This window comes from Ramlibacter sp., from assembly GCA_019635435.1.
Taxonomy (GTDB): domain Bacteria; phylum Pseudomonadota; class Gammaproteobacteria; order Burkholderiales; family Burkholderiaceae_C; genus JAHBZM01.
On sequence record JAHBZM010000001.1, the window covers coordinates 477,634 to 494,961 of the forward strand.

Below are 17,328 nucleotides of genomic sequence, written 5' to 3' on the forward strand. Positions count from 1 at the left end.
GCGCGACCACCGATAAATGCAGCTCAGGGTAACTCCTGAGTTTTATTTTGCTGATCAACGTATACATTAACTCATGCGATATCAAATGCGCCAAAGCCAAAATGCCCTTCTCTGACACCCTCATCGAACCCCTGGCCCCCGCCCGGCTGGACGGGCTGGGCTGGGTGGGCCAGGGCCTGAACCGGCCTGAATGCGTGCTGGCCACCGCCGCCGGTGACCTCTTCACCGCCGACTGGCGCGGGGGTGTGGCGCACACCCATGCCGACGGCCGCCAGAGCTTCTACGCCGCCCAGCCCATGGATGGCGAAACCCTCAAGCCCAACGGCATTGCCCTGCTGAAAGACGGCGCCTTCCTGCTGGCCCACCTGGGTGCCGAGCGCGGCGGGGTGTTCCATCTGCAGCGCAACGGGCAGACCCGCCCCTGGCTGGAACAGGTGGATGGCATGGACCTGCCCCCGAGCAACTTTGTGGTCGAAGACGAGGCTGGCCGCTTCTGGCTCACGGTCAGCACCCGGCAGCAGCCGCGAGCCCTGGGCTACCGGCGCAGCTGCGCCGACGGCTTCATCGTGATGATTGACGGCAAGGGCGCGCGCATCGTGGCCGACGGCCTGGGCTACACCAACGAATGCGCGGTCGACGTGAGCGGCCAGTGGCTCTATTTCAACGAAACCTTTGCGCGCCGGCTGTCGCGCTGCGCGATCCGGGCCGACGGTTCGCTCGGCGCGCGCGAGGTGGTGGCCACCTTTGGCCCCGGCACCTTCCCCGATGGCCTGACGGCCGACGCCGAGGGCGGCTTCTGGGTCACCAGCATCGTGAGCAACCGCGTGATCCATGTGGCGCCCGACGGCGTGCAGACCCTCTGGCTCGAAGACAGCGAGCCCGACCACCTGGCCTGGGTCGAGCAGGCCTATGAGTCGTCGCAGATGGGCCGGCCCCATCTGGATGGCGTCAAGAGCCGTGTGCTGCGCAACATTTCCAGCCTGGCCTTTGGCGGCGCGGACCTGCGCACCGGCTACCTGGGCTGCCTGCTGGGCGACCGGCTGGCCACCGTCCGCATGCCGGTCGCCGGCCACCCCCCGATTCACTGGAGCTACGCATGAGCAAGAACGCACCCCTTCAAGACGGCGCCTCCCTGGTGGACGCGGCCTACCAGGACATGCGCCGCCGCATCCTGGACAACGTGTGGGCGCCCGGCTACCAGGCGCTGGAGCAGGAAATTGCGCTGCAGCTGGGCATGAGCCGCACGCCGGTGCGTGAAGCCCTGATCCGGCTTGCCAACGAAGGCCTGGTGGAGGTGATTCCGCGCCGCGGCATGCGCGTGCTGCCGGTCTCGCCCACCGACATGAAGGAGATCTACGAAATCCTCGGCGCGCTGGAAAGCATGGCCGCCGAGATGCTGGCCGCGCGCAAGCCCAGCGACGCTGAACTCAAGCCGCTGATTACCGCCACCAAGGCCATGGAAAAAGCGCTGGCGCGCGACGACCTGGATGCCTGGGCCGCGGCCGACGAAAGCTTTCATGAGCAGCTGGTCAACATGGCCGGCAACAAGCTGCTGGCCGAGGCGGTTTTCACCCACTGGGACCGTGCCCACCGCGCCCGCATGTTCACGCTGCGCCTGCGGCCCAAGCCGGTCAACTCCACCAAGGAGCACATGGCCCTGGTGGACCGGCTGCGCGAGGGTGATGCCGCCGGCGCGGCCGCCGTCAACCGCGAACACCGCCAGCGCGCCAGCCGCGAGCTGCTGGCCATTTTTGAACGCTTCCGCCTGCAGCAGATGTGAGCGTGGGCGGCCTGCCCGCCCCCCTTTCCTTTCACCCGCCCCCCATCCATGAAACCCAGTTATCACATTGCCGTGCTCCCCGGTGACGGCATCGGCATCGAAGTCATGCAAGCCGCCCGGCAGCTGCTGGCCGCGCTGGAGCCGCGCATCGGCGCGCGGTTTGCGCTGCAGGAGCTGCCCGCGGGCGCGCAGCACTACCTGGACAGCGGCGTGGCCCTGCCCGAGTCCACGCTCAAGGTCTGCGAGCAGGCCGACGCCATCCTGTTCGGTGCCATGGGCCTGCCCCATGTGCGCGGCGCCGACGGCACCGAGATCATTCCGCAGCTGGACCTGCGCTTTCACTTTGACCTGTATGCCGGCGTGCGGCCGATCCGCACCTTCAAGGGCCTGCCGACACCGCTGAGCCACCCCCAGGCGCAGCACATCGACTTTGTGCTGGTGCGCGAGAGCACCGAGGGCCTGTTCCATGCCCGCGGCCGCGGTGATGTGCGCAGCGAGGGCGGCATCGAGACCGAGGTCTACGACACCATGAAGATCACCCGTGCCGGCACCGCGCGGATCTGCGAATTCGCCTTCAAGCTCGCGCAGCGGCGAGCCCAACAAAAGGGCCGCCCGGGCCGCGTCACCAATGTGGACAAGGCCAATGTGTTCTCGTCCATGGCGTTCTGGCGCAAGGTGTTTGAAGCCTCGGCGAGGCGCTACCCCGACGTGGCCGCCGACAGCGCCTATGTGGACGCGATGGCGCTGAACCTGGTGATGAAACCCTGGACCTACGACGTGATGGTCACCGAGAACATGTTTGGCGACATCCTGTCCGACCTGATCGCCGCGCTGGTGGGCGGCATGGGCATGGCGCCGTCGGGCGACATTGGCGACAGGCATGGCCTGTTCCAGCCGGCCCACGGCACGGCGCCCGACATCGCGGGCCAGGGCAAGGCCAACCCCACGGCCATGCTGCTGTCGGCCGCGATGATGCTCGACTGGCTGGCCGAACGCACGGGCGACACCCGCCTGGGCGACGGCGCGGCGCGGATCGAGCGCGCGGTGGAGCATGTGTTTGCCAACCGCGTGGTCACGCCGCGTGAGTTTGGCGGCAGCAATGGCACGGCCGACATCACCCGCGCGGTCATTGACGCGCTGAAGGCCGGAGCCTGAGATGAGCCTGCGCGCGCTTGCCCCAGGCCAACGCCGGCGCATTGCCGTGGTGGGCGCGGGCTTTTTCAGCCAGTTCCATCTCGAGGGCTGGGCGGGCATGGCCGATGTGGAGATCGCCGGCTTGTGCGACGCGGACCCCGCGCGGGCGGCGGCGCTGGCGCAGCGCTTTGGCGTGGCCACCACCTTCACCAGCGTGGCGCAGATGCTCGATGCCCTTGAGCCCGACCTGGTCGATGTGGTCACGCCGCCGGCCAGCCATGGCGCGGTGCTGGACGCCGTGCTCGCGCGCAAGCTGCCGGCGATTTGCCAGAAGCCCTTTGGCGCCAGCTATGCGCAGGCCTTGGCGCTGACGGACCAGGCTCGCCGCCAGGGCACTGCGCTGGTGGTGCATGAAAACTTCCGCTTCATGCCCTGGTTTCGCGAGGCCAGGCGCCTGATCGACGCCGGCCGGCTCGGTGCGTTGCATGGCATCAGCTTCCGGCTGCGGCCGGGCGACGGCCAGGGCGCGCGCGCCTACCTGGACCGCCAGCCCTACTTCCAGACCATGCCGCGCCTGCTGGTGGTGGAGACGGCGATCCACCTGATCGACACCTTCCGCTACCTCATGGGCGAGGTGCAGGCCGTGTACGCGCACCTGCGCCGCCTGAACCCGGCGCTGCAGGGCGAAGACGCGGGCCTGATTACCTTTGAATTTGAAGGCGGTAGCGCCGGCCTGTTCGACGGCAACCGCCTGAACGACCATGTGGCCGCCAACCCGCGCCGCACCATGGGCGAGATGTGGCTCGAAGGCGCCGCCGGCGTGCTGCGACTGGACGGCGAAGCGCGCCTGTGGTTCAAGCCCCATCACGGCGACGAGGCCGAGCACCTGTATGAGCGCGGCAATGCCCTGAGCTTTGGCGGCGGTGCCTGCGCGGCGCTGCAGCGCCATGTGCTGGACAGCCTGGCGGCCGGCCGCCAACCCGAGAACCGTGCGCAGGACTACCTGCAGAACCTGCGCGTGCAGGAGGCGGTCTATGCCTCCCACCACAGCGGGCGGCGCATTGCGCTTCACGCTTTCGACCCGCTGGAGTTTGCTCCGGCCCCTTTCTCACCCTTCCCAAAAAAGGAGACAACATGATCCCCCGCAAATCCCTCGGCCCGATCGGCCTTGCCGTGGCCGCCATGACGCTGGCCGCGGCCACGCAGGCCCAGACCGTCCTGAAGTTCAGCCACACCGACCAGCAGCAGGGCGCGCGCCATGCGGCCGCCCAGGTATTTGCCAAGAAGGTGGAGGAATACACCCAGGGCCGCTACAAGGTGCAGGTGTTCTGCTGCAGCCAGCTGGGCAACGACCCCAAGAACGTGGAGCAGCTGGCGCTGGGCGGCATTGACTTCACCGTGACGGCCACCGGCACCTACGCGGCGCAGATCCCCTCGCTGAACCTCACGATGATGCCGTTCATCATCAACAGCTACGAGCAGGGCTGGAAGTTCTACGACGAGTCCAAGTGGCTCAAGACCCAGTTTGACAAGGGCCCGTCCAAGGGCTTTCGCATCCTCGCCACCTGGGAGGCGGGCTTTCGCAACATGACCACCAAGGACCCGCTGAACGGGCCCGACGACGCCAAGGGCAAGAAGCTGCGCACCTTCCCGAATGAAATGATGCGCTGGCAGCTCGAAGCCATGGGCTTTGGCATCCAGATCATGCCGCTGCCCGAGGTCTACCTGGCGATCCAGCAGGGCGCCGTGTCGGGCCAGGAAAACCCGATCGACACCATTGCGTCGAACAAGTTCTACGAAGTGGCGCCCAACGTCACGCTGACCAACCATGTCTACAGCCCGATCCCGCTGGCCATCTCCGAGAAGACCTGGCAGCGCCTGTCGCCCGCGGACCAGCAGGCCGTGACCAAGGCCGCCCAGGAAGTCGCGCCGTTCCAGCGCAAGATGATCCAGGACAACGACGAGAAGCTGCTGGCCGAGATGAGCGCCAAGGGCGCCAAGGTCAACCGCAAGCCCGACATCGAAGCCTTCCGCAAGGCGGTGGAGCCGGTCTATGCCAAGGCGCGCGAGAAGTACGGCGCCGACGTGGACGCGGTGCTGGCCGAGACCGCCGCGATCCGCAAGGCCGTCAAGTAAGGACGTTGCCCAGGACCTTGACCATGCTCGACCAACAGACGACTCAATCGCCGGCCGCCGTGCCGGTGGCCCCCTCGCCAGCCCTGATCCGCTGGGTCGGCAAGGGGGTGGATGCCCTGGTGATCCTGATCGGGGGCGCCATGGCGGTGATGGTGTTCATCAACGTCGTCCTTCATGCGCTGCAGAAGGACCTGGCGTGGCTCACCGAGCTGGGTGAGTTCCTGATGGTGTGGGTGACCTTTCTGGGCGGCGCGGCCGCGGCCCAGAGGGGCGCCCACATGAGCATCAACGAGTTCCTGGACAAGCTCGAACCGGCCGGCAGGCGCTGGGCCGACGCCGCGGTCCAGGCCTTCACCGTGCTGATTTTTGCGGTGGTGCTGTATTACGGGGTGGGCATCGTGCAGGGCAGCTGGGGCTCGGTGCTGACCACGCTGGAGTGGCCCATGTCCTGGCAGTACATGCCGCTGCCGATCGGCGCCGCGCTGATCCTGCTTTTCACCGGCTGGGACCTGGTGCTGATCCTGCGCGGGGTGCCGCGCGAGCAGCGCTACCCCACTGAAACCCCCCACTGACCGGACGTCGTCATGCTATCCCTCGTGATTTTTGGCAGCTTCTTTGCGCTGGCCCTGGCGGGCGTGCCGCTGATGGTGTCGTTGCTAGCCACCACCATCGGCGTGGTCGTCGGCTACGGCATGCAGTACCCGCTGGAAAGCGTCTTTCTCTCGTTCATTGGCGGCGTCGAGCCGTTCATCCTGATCGCCGTGCCGCTGTTTGTGTTCACCGGCGAGCTGCTCGCGCAGGGCGGCGTGGGCAAGCGCATTGTCGAGTTTGCCAACGTGCTGTTTGGCTGGCTGCCTGGCGGCCTGGGCGTGGTGACGGTCATGTCCTGCCTGCTGTTTGGCGGTGTGTCGGGTTCTGCCATTGCCGACACGGCGGCCATCGGCTCGCTGGTCATTCCGGCCATGCTGGCCAAGGGCTATTCGCGCGGCTTCGCGGCGGCGCTGGTGTCGGTGGCGGGCACGCTGGCCCTCTTGATGCCGCTGTCCATCCCGTTCCTGGTCTATGCCTTCATCAGCGGCGTGTCGATGCGCACGCTGTCGATGGCGGGGCTGCTTCCGGCCATCATCTCGGCGCTGGCCCTGGTGGCGGTGTGCATGTGGCATGGCCGCAAGACGGGGGTGGACCCGGGGGGCAGGCCCGCGTCACCCCGGGCCATCCTGAGCGCCGCCTACAGCGCCGGCCCCGCGCTGCTGATGCCCGTCTTCATCGTGGGCGGCATCTGGTCGGGCTATTTCACGCCGACCGAGGCGGCGGCCGTGGCCGTGGTCTATGGCCTGCTGATCTCGATGTTTTTGTACCGCGACATGACCTGGCGCCAGATCCCGGGCCTGCTGCTCAAGGCCTTCATGACCAGCGCCACCGTGATGCTGGTGATTGGCGCCACGGGTGCGCTGGCCTGGCTGATCACGGCCGAGGGCGTGGCCCAGCAGCTGGCCAACTGGGTCAGCTCGGTGGCGCACGTGAAGTGGGTGTTCCTGCTGATGCTGAACGTGGCGCTGGTGCTGCTGGGCATCTTCATCGAGCCGCTGCCCGCCTTGCTGATGGCGGCGCCGCTGTTCATCCCGCTGGCCATGGCCTTCAAGATGGACCTGGTGCACATGGGCGTGATCATGACGGCCAACCTTGCCATTGCGCTGTACACGCCGCCGGTGGGGGGCACGCTGTTTGTGGCGGCCAAGCTGGCCAACGCCACCATCGGCGAAATCACCCGGCATCTGTGGCTGATGATGGCCGCCACCTTCAGCATGGTGCTCATCATCACCTATGTGCCCTGGCTCACCACCTGGTTGCCGCGCTGGCTGGCCGGGCTGGGCTGAACCCTGAAAGACCGCCATGCACATCATCACCGTGACCTTCCAGATCCGGCCCGAACACATGGCCGCGTTCCTGCCCGCCATGCAGGCCAACGCGCTGGCGTCGGTGCAAGACGAGCCCGGCTGCCAGCAGTTTGACGTGTGCGTGTCGCTGGACGACCCGAACCGGGTCTTCCTGTACGAGGTGTATGACTCGCCCGAGGCGTTTCAGGCGCACCTGGCCACGCCGCATTTCCAGGCCTTCAACCAGCGCACCGCGCCCTGGGTTGAATCCAAGCAGGTCCAGGGCTTTCAACGCCCGTGACCTGACCACAACGGCTTCAGGGAGCCTTTTCCATCAGGAGATTTCACATGAAACACGGGCATCCCTTCTTTCGTCCACTGGTCCTTGCGGCGTGTCTGGGCGGCGCGGCGCTGGCCGCCTGGGGCAAGGACATCGTGATTGGCCAGGTCGCGCCCTTTGGCGGCCCGCTGGCGGTGTCGGGCCGCGACTTCAACCTGGGCGCCATGATCGCCTTTGACGAGATCAACGCGGCCGGTGGCATCAGCGGCAACCGGCTCAGGCTGGTGTCGCGCGACGACGGCTACCGCAGCGCCGAAACCGTGCGCCTGGTGGGTGACCTGATCGACCAGGACAACCCGGTGGCGCTGATCGGCATGTGGGGCGCGGAGAACATCGATGCGGTGCTTGAAAAGGAGCTGCTCGACAAGGCGGGCATCGCGGTGGTGGGCGTGCGCTCGGGCAGCTCGGCGCTGCGCAGCAAGGGCGCGCTGTTCCACGTGCGCGCCAGCTACCGCGAGGAGGTGCAGCGCATCCTGGACCAGGTGCAGACCATGGGCTCCAGCCGCATTGCCGTGGTGTACGAAGACACTGATTTCGGCCGCGAGGCCTGGGCCGACGCCGAGGCCGCGCTGGCCAGGCGCAAGCTCAAGCCCCTGGTGGTGGCCATGCAGGCACGCAACGACCTGCAGGTGGACGCCACGGTGCAGAAGGTCGCGGCCGCCGAGCCGCAGGCCCTGCTGCTGGTGGCCAACACCCCGGTGGCCGGCGCGCTGATCAAGGGCCTGCGCGCGAAGAACTCGCCGGCCTTCATCTTCACCACCTCGACAGTGGATGCGGAGCAGCTGGTCACCCAGCTGGGCGCTGCAGCCGCCGGCGTGGCAGTGGCCCAGGGCGTGCCGAATCCCTACAAGGCCACGGCGCCGATCGCCATGGATTTCAAGCGCCGCATCGCGTCGCTGGGCATTGACCCGGCGCGTGCCAACTTTGCCTCGCTGGAGGGCTACATCGTCGCGCGCATCGTGGGCGAGGGCTTGCGCCGCGCGGGGCGGGACCCGCAGCGCAAGGACCTGGTCCGTGGGCTGGAAAGCCTGCACCGCGCCGACCTGGGGGGCTTCATGGTGGACTTTGGTCCGGGCCAGCGCGAAGGCTCGCGCTTTGTCGACCTGTCGCTCATCGGTGCCGACGGGCGCATCCGCCAGTAACCCCGGGAGACCGCCATGAACTCATTCAAACGCATTCTCACGCGCATTCTTCTGGGCAGCGGGATCGCCTGCGCCCTGCTCGCCCTGGCCGTGCCGGCTGTGGCCCAACCGGCCGGCGACCCCCGCATCCTCAAGCTCAACCACACCGACACCCCTTCGGGCGCCCGCCACCTGGCGTCAGAGCTGTTTGCCCGGCGGGTGGAAGAACTCACCCGCGGCAAGTACCGCGTGCTGGTGTTCCATTCAGGCCAGCTGGGCAACGACCCGCAGAGCATCAAGGCCGTGGCCGAGGGCAAGTTGGACTTCACGGCCAGCGCCACCGGCAGCTTTGCCGGCCTGGTGCCCGAGCTGAACCTGACCGCGCTGCCCTACCTGGTGGACAGCTATGAACAGGGCTGGGCGTTCTACGACAAATCACCCTGGCTGCAAAAGCAGTTCGACAAGATGGCCGGCAAGGGGGTGCGCCATCTGGCCACCTGGGAGGCGGGCTTTCGCAGCTTCACCACGCGCTCACCCATGACCAAGCCCGCCGATGCGGTGGGCAAGAAGATGCGCGTGTTCCCCAACGACATGATCAAGTGGATCATGGAGTCGATCGGCTATGAGCCCGTGGTGATCCCGGTGACCGAAGTCTACGCCGCCATCCAGCAGGGCCGCGTGGAGGGCCAGGAGAACCCGATCGACACCATCCGCGCGCTGCGCTTCAACGAGGTGGCGCCCAACATCGTGCTCACTCAACATGTCTACAGCCCGCTGCCCTTTGTCGCGTCGGAAAAGCTGTGGGCCGGGCTGTCGGCCGCTGAACGCGAGCAGTTCCTGCGGGCGGCCCGCGAAGCCGCCACCCTGTCGCGCAAGCTGGTCAAGGAGGCCGACGAGCGAAATCTGGAAGCCATGCGCGCCACCGGCGCCAAAATCATCCGGCCCGATGTGGCGGCCTTTCGCAAAGCCATGTCCAGCGTCTATGCCCGTGCCGAAAAGGTCTATGGCGGCGACGTGGCGGCCATCCTCAAGGATGCGCGCGGCGACGCGGTCGCCGCCCGGTAGGCGGCCCGCAACCTTTGCAGGGGGCGCTGTGCGATACTCAAAGTTGTCATACAACTTTGAGCGCCTCCCATGCCGCAGTTCGCCGCCAACCTCAGCATGCTCTACCCCGAGCTGGACTTTCTGGACCGGTTCGAGGCGGCCGCGCGCGACGGCTTCAAGGCCGTCGAATACCTGTTCCCGTACGCCTACGAGCCCGCCGAGCTGGCCGCGCGCCTCAAGGCCCACGGCCTGCAGCAGGTGCTGTTCAACGCGCCGCCCGGCGGCACCGACCGCACGTCCATTGACCGCGCCTGGGCGTCGGGCGACAAGGGCATTGCCTGCCAGCCCGACCGCGAGCCGGAGTTTGCCGAAGGCATCGCCCTGGCGCTGCGCTATGCCGCCGCGCTGGGCTGCCCGCGCCTGCATGTGATGGCCGGCCTGGTGCCGGGCCACCGCACGCGCGAGGCGCTGCGCGCCACCTATGTGGCCAACCTGAAACGCGCGGCGCGGCTGGCCGCGGCCCAGGGCGTGGACGTGCTGATCGAGCCCATCAACACGCGCGATATTCCGGGCTTCTTCCTCAACCGCCAGGACGACGCGCATGCGCTGCTGGCCGAGATTGACGAGCCCAACGTCAAGGTGCAGTTCGACCTGTACCACTGCCAGATCGTCGAGGGTGATGTGGCCATGAAGATCCGCCAGTACCTGCCCACGGGCCGCGTCGGTCATTTCCAGATCGCCGGTGTGCCGCAGCGCCACGAGCCCGACCTGGGCGAGGTCAACTACCCCTACCTGTTCGACGTGATCGACGAGGTGGCGGCCGCCTGCGGCTGGCAGGGCTGGGTGGGTTGCGAGTACCGGCCCGCGCGCGGCGCGCAGCCGGGCGGCACGTCGGCGGGCCTGGGCTGGCTGCCTGGGCGCAAGGGCTGACCCTCTCGATTTGCTCCTGTTTTCATAGCGCACAGTGGCCGCCCCTCCTGGATTCCAGCCACTTTTGACTCTGAAACGGGCTGCCTGATGCCGTTTTCGCTCGCCGCACCGGTCCACAGCGACCTGCTCATCAGGAAAAGCCGCTTCATCGGCTGCGTGCAGGCCGTGCCCGACCGCGCCGCCGCGCTGGCCGTGGTGGCCAGCCTGCGCGCGCAGCACCCGGGCGCCGCCCATGTGTGCTGGGCCTTGCTGGCGGGCGGGCAGTCGGCCGCCCATGACGATGGCGAGCCCGGCGGCACCGCGGGCCGCCCCATGCTCGAGGTGCTGCGCCATCAGGCGCTGGAGGGCGTGCTGGCCACCGTGGTGCGCTACTTTGGCGGCGTCAAGCTGGGCGCGGGCGGGCTGGTGCGCGCCTACACCGACGCCGTGGCCCAGGCCCTGCTCAATGCGCAGAAAGTGCCGCTGCGCAAGACCGTGGCGCTGGCCTGCAGCGTGCCCTATGCGCTGGAGGGCTGGCTGCGCCGCGAGCTGCTGGCCGCCGGCGCCCAGTTGCACGAAGCCGGCCATGGCAGCGTGGTGACCCTGGCCTTCAGCCTGCCCGACGACGAAGCCGCCGCGCTGGTGACGCGACTGAACGAAGCTGGGCAGGGCAAGCTGGCCTGGCACGAGCCCCCCGCGTGAGTGGACACACGGCGTGGCGCCACCTGTACTACAGTGGGCGCCATATGGCTTCCGGAGACGACTTTTCCACACTGTTCGAGCTGCTGCCCATCGGGGCCTACCGGACCGCGCCCGATGGCCGCCAGCTGCGGGTCAACCAGGCCATGGCGCGGATCTTCGGCTTTGCCAACGAGGCCGAGATGCTGACCTCGTCGCGCGTCAATGCCGGTGGCTGGTATGCGGACCCGGGGGCGCGCCAGGAATTCCGCCGGCGCCTGGAGGCCGACGGCGCGGTGCGCGACCTGGTCTCGGAAATGCGCCGCGAGGGCAGCGGCGAGGTCTTCTGGATCAGCGAGAACGCGCACCTGGTGCGAAGCGAGGCCGGCGCCATCCTCTACTACGAGGGCACGGTCGAGGACATCACCGAGCGCAAGCGCGCCGAGGACGAGCTGCGCGTCACGGTGCAGAACGTCGAGCAGGGCCTGATGCGCTTTGACGCCCAGGGGCGCGTGGTGTTCCACACCCAGCGCGCGCTGGACATGCTCAACCTGCCGCCCGAATGGCTGGCCCGGCGCCCCACGCTGCAGGAGCTCACGCGCTGGCAGGCCGAGCGCGGCGATTTCGGGGACGGCAACCAGCTGCTGGAGTCACCGACCGCGCGCACCGAATTCGACCTGGTGATGACGGCCAGCGACATCACCGGGTCCAGCAGCTACATCCGCAAGACCCATGACGGCCGGGTGCTCGAGGTCAAGACCCGCGCCCTGCCCGAGGGCGGGGCCGTGCGGACCTATTCCGACGTCACGGCCTACTTCAACGCCCAGCAGGACCTGGCGCAGAAAAGCCGCATGCTGCAGATCACGCTGGACAGCATGAGCCAGGGCATTGCCACCATCGACGCCACGGGGCGCGTGGTGCTGTCCAACCGGCGCCACCAGGAGCTGCTGAACCTGCCCGAGGGCCTGATGGCCTCGCAGCCCACCATGGAAGAGCTGGTGCGCTTCCAGATCGACCGCGGCGACTTCGGCAAGAACTTTGACTTTGTGGACGCGGTGGCGCGCGGCTATGTGGCCGTGGGCGACAAGCTGCCGGCCATCCAGGGGCCCGAGACCTACATGCGAAAGAGCCGCGAGGGCAAGACGCTGGAGGTGCGGACCCGGCCCCTGCCCGATGGCGGCGTGGTGCGCACCTTCACCGACATGACCGACTACGTGCAGGCCCAGGAGGCGCTGGCGCGCAAGGAGGCGCAGCTGCGCGCGCTGGTCGGCAACATCCCTGACCGCGTCTGGCTCAAGGACGCGCGGGGCGTGTACCAGCTGTCCAACCCCGCGCACTGGCGCAACTACGGCCTGCGCGAGGAAGACGTGGTCGGCCGGACCGCGCGCGAGCTGTTTGGCGACGAGGTGGCGGAACACCAGCGCCGCACCGACGAGCGGGCCATGGCCAGCGACCAGCCGCTGGTCTATGAGGAACAGCTCACCAGCCTGGCCGACGGCCGGCTGCAGTATGTGGAACTGGTCAAGGTGGCCATGCGCGACGAGTCGGGCCAGTGCATCGGCCTGCTGGGCATTGCGCGCGACATCACGGCGCGCAAGGAGGCCGAGGCCGCGCTGATCTCGGCCAAGGAGGCGGCCGAGGCGGGCAACCGCGCCAAGGCCGACTTCCTGGCCAACATGAGCCACGAGATCCGCACGCCCATGAATGCCGTGATCGGCATGAGCGACCTGCTGCTGGACACGCCGCTGACCGGCACCCAGCGCGAGTTTGCCGAGACCATCCGCACCAGCGGCGACGCGCTGCTGGCGCTGATCAACGACATCCTGGACTTCTCCAAGATCGAGTCGGGCCACCTGGAGCTCGAGAGCGTGCCGGTCAACCTCACCGAGTGCGTGGAAAGCGCGCTGGACCTCACCAGCGGCCCGGCCGTGGCCAAGGGCCTGGACCTGCTGTACTGGATCGAGGACGGCGTGCCGCGCGCGATCTACGGCGACATGACGCGGCTGCGCCAGGTGCTGATCAACCTGGTGAACAACGCCGTCAAGTTCACCAAGAGCGGCGAGGTGGTGGTCACGCTGTCGCGGCGCGAGGCCGCCGACGGCTCGGCCCTGCTGCACGGCTCGGTGCGCGACACGGGCATTGGCATTCCGGCGGACCGGCTCAACCGCCTGTTCCAGGTGTTCAGCCAGGTCGACACCTCCACCACGCGCCAGTACGGCGGCACCGGCCTGGGCCTGGCCATCTGCCGGCGCCTGATCGCGCTGATGGGGGGGCACATCTGGGTGGATTCGGTCGAGGGCCAGGGCTCCGACTTCCAGTTCGACATCCCCTGCCACGCCGTGCCCTCGGGGCCCAGCGCCTACGTCAACCGCAAGGCGGTCAGCCTCAGCGGGCGCCGCGTTTTGCTGGTGGACGACAACGCCACCAACCGCCAGATCCTCACGCTGCAGACCAGCCGCTGGGGCATGCTGCCACGCGCGGCCTCCTCGGGGCGCCAGGCGCTGGACTGGCTGGACGCCGGCGACACGTTTGACGCCGCGCTGATCGATGTGCAGATGCCGGGCATGGACGGCTATGCGCTGGCGGCCGAGCTGCGCAAGCGCTTCCCGCCGGCCCGGCTGCCGCTGCTGGTGCTGACCTCGCTGGGCGATGCCGGCCAGCAGCTGGCCGGCCTGGGCGTGGCGCAGACCCTGATGAAGCCCACCAAGTCGCAGGTGCTGTTCGACGCGCTGACCGCGCTGTTCGAGCGGCCGGCCGCGGCCCTGCCCGCGGGCCCGGCCGGCTCGCCAGCACCGGCGGACGCGGGCGAGCCCCGGCTGGCCCAGCAGGTGCCGCTGCGCCTGCTGCTGGCCGAGGACAACCTGGTCAACCAGCGGGTGGCCGCGCTGATCCTCGGCGGCCTGGGTTACGACATCCAGATCGTGGACAACGGCCAGGCCGCGCTGGACGCGGTGGCGGTGGCGCACCAGCAGGGCGCGCCGTTTGACGTGGTGCTGATGGACGTGCAGATGCCGGGCATGGACGGGCTGGAGGCCAGCCGCCAGCTGTGCGCGCAGTACCCGCCCACCGGCCGCCCATGGATCACGGCCATGACCGCCAACGCCATGGAAGGCGACCGCGACGACTGCCTGGCCGCCGGCATGGACGACTACCTGAGCAAGCCCATCCGCGCCGCCGCGGTGGGCGATGCGCTGCGCCGCGCGGCCGCGGGGCTGGCGGCGCGCCGGGTGTGACGCGCGCTCAGGGCCCGCGCCGGCCCTGGTTCCAGCGCGCCGCGGCCTCCAGCAGCGGCAGCGACGGGCCGGCCAGCGCCAGCAGCGCGCTCAGGTCCTTGGGCAGGCAGGGCCCGCCAAAGCCGCGCTGGCCGTCGTGGCCCGGCACCGCCAGGTGCGAGGCGCCCACGCGCGGGTCCAGCGCCAGCGCTTCGGCCAGCGCGGCATAGTCCAGGCCCAGCGCGGCGCAGGCATCGGCCAGCTGGTTGGCGTAGGTCACCTTGAGCGCCAGAAAGGCATTGGTGGCGTACTTGGCCAGCTCGGCCGTGGCGGCGTCGGTGGTGACCACCGTGGCCCGCGGCGAGAGCGCCTGCCAGACCGGCGCCAGCACCTGCAGCGCGGCGGCTGGCGGCGGCGGCGTGGGCAGGCCCACGAGGATGCGCGCGGCGGCCGCCAGATCGGCTGCCGCGGCGTGCTGGCGCAGGAACTCCGGGCTGGCCACCAGTGGCAGGCCCGGGTGTTTTTGGGCCAAGGTCTGCGTGGTGCCCGGCGGCACCGTGCTGCGGATCACCACCACGGGCGGGCTCGCGCGGCCGGCCGACGCCTGGGCGATCTCGCCCACCACGGCCTCGACGATGCTGGTGTCGGCCGTGCCCGACGGTCCGGCCGGTGTGGGCACGCAGACCAGGATCACGCCGCAGGCCTGGGCCAGCTGCGCCGGCGTGGCGCTGCCGGGCAGCGCGGGGTCGCTGCGCAGCACGTGCAGGCGCGGCTGCAGGGCCGCGGCCAGGGCCCGGCCCACATGGCCCAGGCCCACCACGCCCACCACCGGGCCCTGGCCGCCGGGCGCGGCATGGCCGCTGCTGTCGGCCAGGCCCAGCGCGGGCTCGCTGAAGCCCCGGCGCGCGGCCGATGATTCGGCCAGCGACTCGTCGGCATTGATGGCCACGCCACCGCGGCCATCCATCACCTCCAGCCCTTGCTGGTACAGCAGCGCGCCCAGCGCCACGTCGCCGCCGTTGTGGCGCAGGTCGGGCGGCGGCCAGTCAAAGCGGCGCAGCAACGCCAGCGGCGCCACAAACCAGCCGCCCGTGTTGAAGCGCGTGGCGGCGGGCAGCGGCCGCCCGCGGTACCAGGGCTGGGCGCGGATCCAGTCGTGCTCGGCGGCGGACTGCTCGCGCAGGTAGGCCGCGCCCAGGGTGCCCTGGGCCACGCGCGCGTGCCGGGCCACGGCCGCCAGCCAGGCGGGCACGTCCAGGCCGGGCACGAGGCAGGAGTCGTCGTCGAACCACATCAGGTGGGTGGCATCGCCGGTGTAGCCGTGCACCAGGCGCCGCATCATCGGGTACTTGTAGATCTGCGGGTCGGCGCGCAGCTGGTCCACACCGGGCAGCGCGGCCTCGATCAGCGCCAGCGAGCGGGCCGACACTTCATTCAGGCCGATGCGGATGTCCACCGCGCCGGTGTCGCGCAGCGCCCGCAGCGTGAGCGCGCAGCGCTGCGCCAGCGCGGGAAAGTCGCCATAGAACAGGGCGCAGACCAGGAATTTGAGCGGGGCCATGGGGTTGCCCGCATGGTAGCGCGCTGGCGCGGCGCGCCGGCCTCAGCGCAGGCTCACGGTGTCGCGCTTCCAGGCCGGGTCCTGCCAGCGCAGGAACGGCCCGAGCGCCCCGGGTTCGGTGGCCCGGCGCACGGTGGCCAGCGAGTCCAGGCTGATGACCTCGAAGCTGCGGCGGTAGCGGCCCTCGCCGCGGGCCTCGCGCGCCACCAGCAGCTGGCGCCCGCCGGGCACCCAGCCCGCGAACTCGGCATAGCCGGTGCCGGGCGCGGTGGCCGCGGGCGGCAGCACGTCCAGCGCCCACGCCGCCTGGGCGCCTTCGCCGCTGCGGTGAAACAGCCAGAGTTCGCGCCAGCCCGCCAGGGGCTGCACCGCCAGGGCCAGGGCGTTGCCCTCGCGGTTGAGCGTGGCCGAGGCCAGCCACACCGTGCTGTAGGTGCAGCGGCGGGCCAGTGGCCGGCTCGCGTCATGGCGCGCGTCCAGCAGCAGCACGCAGGTCTGGCCGGGTTCGCCGGGCTGGGTCACCAGCCAGGGCCGCTTGCCCGCTGCGGGCGCCACCGGTGCCGGCGCCGCCGCCCAGCGCGAGGCATTGGTCTGCATGGCCGCGGTGTTGTAGTCGGCGCGGTCGGCGTCGCGCAGTTCGCCCGGCTGCACGGCGGCCAGCGCATCCAGCGCCCGCTGCATGGCACCCGCGCCGTCATGGCCCTGGCGCGCGCGGTGCCAGGCCAGCTCGCTCCACGCGCCGGCGCGGCGCATCTGCACCTGATTGGCGAGCCAGCCCGGCAGCGCAGCGGTGTCCACGCGGTCCAGCAGCTCGGCCCGCCATTCGGCCAGCTGCGCCCGCGCCAGCGGCTGCAGCGCCGGGTCCACGCATTCGGGGCGGGTCAGGCCCAGCGCGGCGCGTGCGCGCTGGCCGGGGCTGGACGGCATGCCCAGCAGGCGCAGGAACACGTCGCCGTCGTAGCAGACCTGCATCTGCCCGTCGTGCTCGTAGCTCACAAAGCGCACGCCGTAGCGCCCCGCCACGTCCAGCTGCGCGGCCAGCGCGGTATCGGCGGCCTTGCCGGGGAACGCCCCTGGCCCGGCGCCGCTGTAGCGGCCCGAGGTGGCGCGCCGGGCCAGCCGGTCGGCCGCCGTGCCCAGCGCATCCAGCGCCTCCATGCCGTCGGCGCCCTGCACCTGTGCGGCCGGCGCGGCCTGCAGCCAGGCCGCTGCCAGGCCCAGGCCCAGCGCTTCGCGCCCCGGCTGGTCCCGCACGAAGCGCAGCAGCGTGAGCAGCGCGGGCGCCTCGGCCGGCGCCAGCGCCGTGCGCTGCACCAGGCTGGCGTGCACATAGCCGGCGCGTTCGCGCTGGTGGTCGTACACCTGCAGGTAGTCCAGCCGCTGGCCGCGGACCTCGACCATTTCGCCCTGGTGCAGCAGGGCCTGCTGCTGGGCGCCGTCGCGCGGGGCCGCGCGCAGCGCGGCGTTGTCGGTGGTGATGATGGCGGTGCCCAGCGAGGCGCTGGCCACCAGCGTGGCAAGGGCGGCGGCGAGCAT

General features: G+C 69.8%; 15 protein-coding genes. 13 read left to right on the top strand and 2 right to left on the bottom strand.

What is annotated here, in order from left to right:
• The first annotated feature begins 101 nt into the window (after positions 1–101).
• The 13 genes from KF796_02340 to KF796_02400 all read left to right on the top strand — a co-directional run bounded on the left by KF796_02340 (position 102) and on the right by KF796_02400 (position 14,252).
• On the top strand, positions 102–1,100 hold the full coding sequence (locus tag KF796_02340) for an SMP-30/gluconolactonase/LRE family protein (GenBank protein ID MBX3585456.1): 999 nt from the start codon (positions 102–104) through the stop codon (positions 1,098–1,100).
• Positions 1,097–1,780: a GntR family transcriptional regulator gene (locus KF796_02345; GenBank protein MBX3585457.1), complete on the top strand. Its 684-nt coding sequence runs from the start codon at positions 1,097–1,099 to the stop codon at positions 1,778–1,780. Before KF796_02340 ends, KF796_02345 begins: the two co-directional genes overlap by 4 nt.
• A gap of 48 nt (positions 1,781–1,828) precedes the next feature.
• Entirely contained in the window at positions 1,829–2,935 is a 1,107-nt protein-coding gene (locus tag KF796_02350; protein ID MBX3585458.1) for an isocitrate/isopropylmalate dehydrogenase family protein, read from the top strand.
• A gap of 1 nt (position 2,936) precedes the next feature.
• Positions 2,937–4,052, top strand: a complete 1,116-nt coding sequence (locus KF796_02355; protein MBX3585459.1) for a Gfo/Idh/MocA family oxidoreductase — start codon at positions 2,937–2,939, stop codon at positions 4,050–4,052.
• Positions 4,049–5,050 carry a TRAP transporter substrate-binding protein gene (locus KF796_02360; protein MBX3585460.1) on the top strand — a complete coding sequence of 334 codons (1,002 nt, stop codon included), beginning with the start codon at positions 4,049–4,051 and terminating at the stop codon, positions 5,048–5,050. The genes KF796_02355 and KF796_02360 overlap by 4 nt, the downstream gene beginning before the upstream one ends.
• Before the next feature lie 23 nt (positions 5,051–5,073).
• Positions 5,074–5,622 (top strand): TRAP transporter small permease, encoded by a 549-nt coding sequence (locus tag KF796_02365; protein MBX3585461.1) that lies wholly within the window; start codon positions 5,074–5,076, stop codon positions 5,620–5,622.
• Between the two features lie 12 nt (positions 5,623–5,634).
• Positions 5,635–6,927, top strand: coding sequence for a TRAP transporter large permease (locus KF796_02370; protein MBX3585462.1), 1,293 nt, complete (start codon positions 5,635–5,637; stop codon positions 6,925–6,927).
• A gap of 16 nt (positions 6,928–6,943) precedes the next feature.
• Complete coding sequence (locus KF796_02375; protein MBX3585463.1) at positions 6,944–7,228, top strand: antibiotic biosynthesis monooxygenase; 285 nt, start codon at positions 6,944–6,946, stop codon at positions 7,226–7,228.
• Positions 7,229–7,275: 47 nt separating this feature from the next.
• The gene (locus KF796_02380) at positions 7,276–8,409 is read left to right on the top strand and encodes an ABC transporter substrate-binding protein (GenBank protein ID MBX3585464.1); all 1,134 of its coding nucleotides are present in this window, start codon (positions 7,276–7,278) and stop codon (positions 8,407–8,409) included.
• A gap of 15 nt (positions 8,410–8,424) precedes the next feature.
• On the top strand, positions 8,425–9,453 hold the full coding sequence (locus KF796_02385; protein MBX3585465.1) for a TRAP transporter substrate-binding protein: 1,029 nt from the start codon (positions 8,425–8,427) through the stop codon (positions 9,451–9,453).
• A 69-nt stretch (positions 9,454–9,522) separates the two neighbouring features.
• Positions 9,523–10,362 carry a hydroxypyruvate isomerase family protein gene (locus KF796_02390; GenBank protein MBX3585466.1) on the top strand — a complete coding sequence of 280 codons (840 nt, stop codon included), beginning with the start codon at positions 9,523–9,525 and terminating at the stop codon, positions 10,360–10,362.
• Positions 10,363–10,449: 87 nt separating this feature from the next.
• The gene (locus KF796_02395; protein ID MBX3585467.1) at positions 10,450–11,043 is read left to right on the top strand and encodes a YigZ family protein; all 594 of its coding nucleotides are present in this window, start codon (positions 10,450–10,452) and stop codon (positions 11,041–11,043) included.
• Between the two features lie 44 nt (positions 11,044–11,087).
• Positions 11,088–14,252, top strand: coding sequence for a PAS-domain containing protein (locus KF796_02400; GenBank protein MBX3585468.1), 3,165 nt, complete (start codon positions 11,088–11,090; stop codon positions 14,250–14,252).
• 7 nt (positions 14,253–14,259) lie between these two features.
• Here KF796_02400 and KF796_02405 read toward each other — a convergent pair whose 3' ends face one another.
• Positions 14,260–15,792, bottom strand: a complete 1,533-nt coding sequence (locus KF796_02405; GenBank protein MBX3585469.1) for a UDP-glucose/GDP-mannose dehydrogenase family protein — start codon at positions 15,790–15,792, stop codon at positions 14,260–14,262.
• A 42-nt stretch (positions 15,793–15,834) separates the two neighbouring features.
• On the bottom strand, positions 15,835–17,328 hold the full coding sequence (locus KF796_02410; GenBank protein MBX3585470.1) for a hypothetical protein: 1,494 nt from the start codon (positions 17,326–17,328) through the stop codon (positions 15,835–15,837).

Excerpts from the sequence above, each read along its gene's own strand:
- KF796_02395 (MBX3585467.1), top strand. The coding sequence starts at position 10,450 with ATGCCGTTTTCGCTCGCCGCACCGGTCCACAGCGACCTGCTCATCAGG.
- KF796_02400 (MBX3585468.1), top strand. The coding sequence starts at position 11,088 with ATGGCTTCCGGAGACGACTTTTCCACACTGTTCGAGCTGCTGCCCATC.
- KF796_02360 (MBX3585460.1), top strand. The coding sequence starts at position 4,049 with ATGATCCCCCGCAAATCCCTCGGCCCGATCGGCCTTGCCGTGGCCGCC.
- KF796_02365 (MBX3585461.1), top strand. The coding sequence starts at position 5,074 with ATGCTCGACCAACAGACGACTCAATCGCCGGCCGCCGTGCCGGTGGCC.
- KF796_02345 (MBX3585457.1), top strand. The coding sequence starts at position 1,097 with ATGAGCAAGAACGCACCCCTTCAAGACGGCGCCTCCCTGGTGGACGCG.
- KF796_02380 (MBX3585464.1), top strand. The coding sequence starts at position 7,276 with ATGAAACACGGGCATCCCTTCTTTCGTCCACTGGTCCTTGCGGCGTGT.
- KF796_02385 (MBX3585465.1), top strand. The coding sequence starts at position 8,425 with ATGAACTCATTCAAACGCATTCTCACGCGCATTCTTCTGGGCAGCGGG.
- KF796_02340 (MBX3585456.1), top strand. The coding sequence starts at position 102 with ATGCCCTTCTCTGACACCCTCATCGAACCCCTGGCCCCCGCCCGGCTG.
- KF796_02390 (MBX3585466.1), top strand. The coding sequence starts at position 9,523 with ATGCCGCAGTTCGCCGCCAACCTCAGCATGCTCTACCCCGAGCTGGAC.
- KF796_02355 (MBX3585459.1), top strand. The coding sequence starts at position 2,937 with ATGAGCCTGCGCGCGCTTGCCCCAGGCCAACGCCGGCGCATTGCCGTG.
- KF796_02350 (MBX3585458.1), top strand. The coding sequence starts at position 1,829 with ATGAAACCCAGTTATCACATTGCCGTGCTCCCCGGTGACGGCATCGGC.
- KF796_02405 (MBX3585469.1), bottom strand. The coding sequence starts at position 15,792 with ATGGCCCCGCTCAAATTCCTGGTCTGCGCCCTGTTCTATGGCGACTTT.
- KF796_02370 (MBX3585462.1), top strand. The coding sequence starts at position 5,635 with ATGCTATCCCTCGTGATTTTTGGCAGCTTCTTTGCGCTGGCCCTGGCG.
- KF796_02410 (MBX3585470.1), bottom strand. The coding sequence starts at position 17,328 with ATGCTCGCCGCCGCCCTTGCCACGCTGGTGGCCAGCGCCTCGCTGGGC.
- KF796_02375 (MBX3585463.1), top strand. The coding sequence starts at position 6,944 with ATGCACATCATCACCGTGACCTTCCAGATCCGGCCCGAACACATGGCC.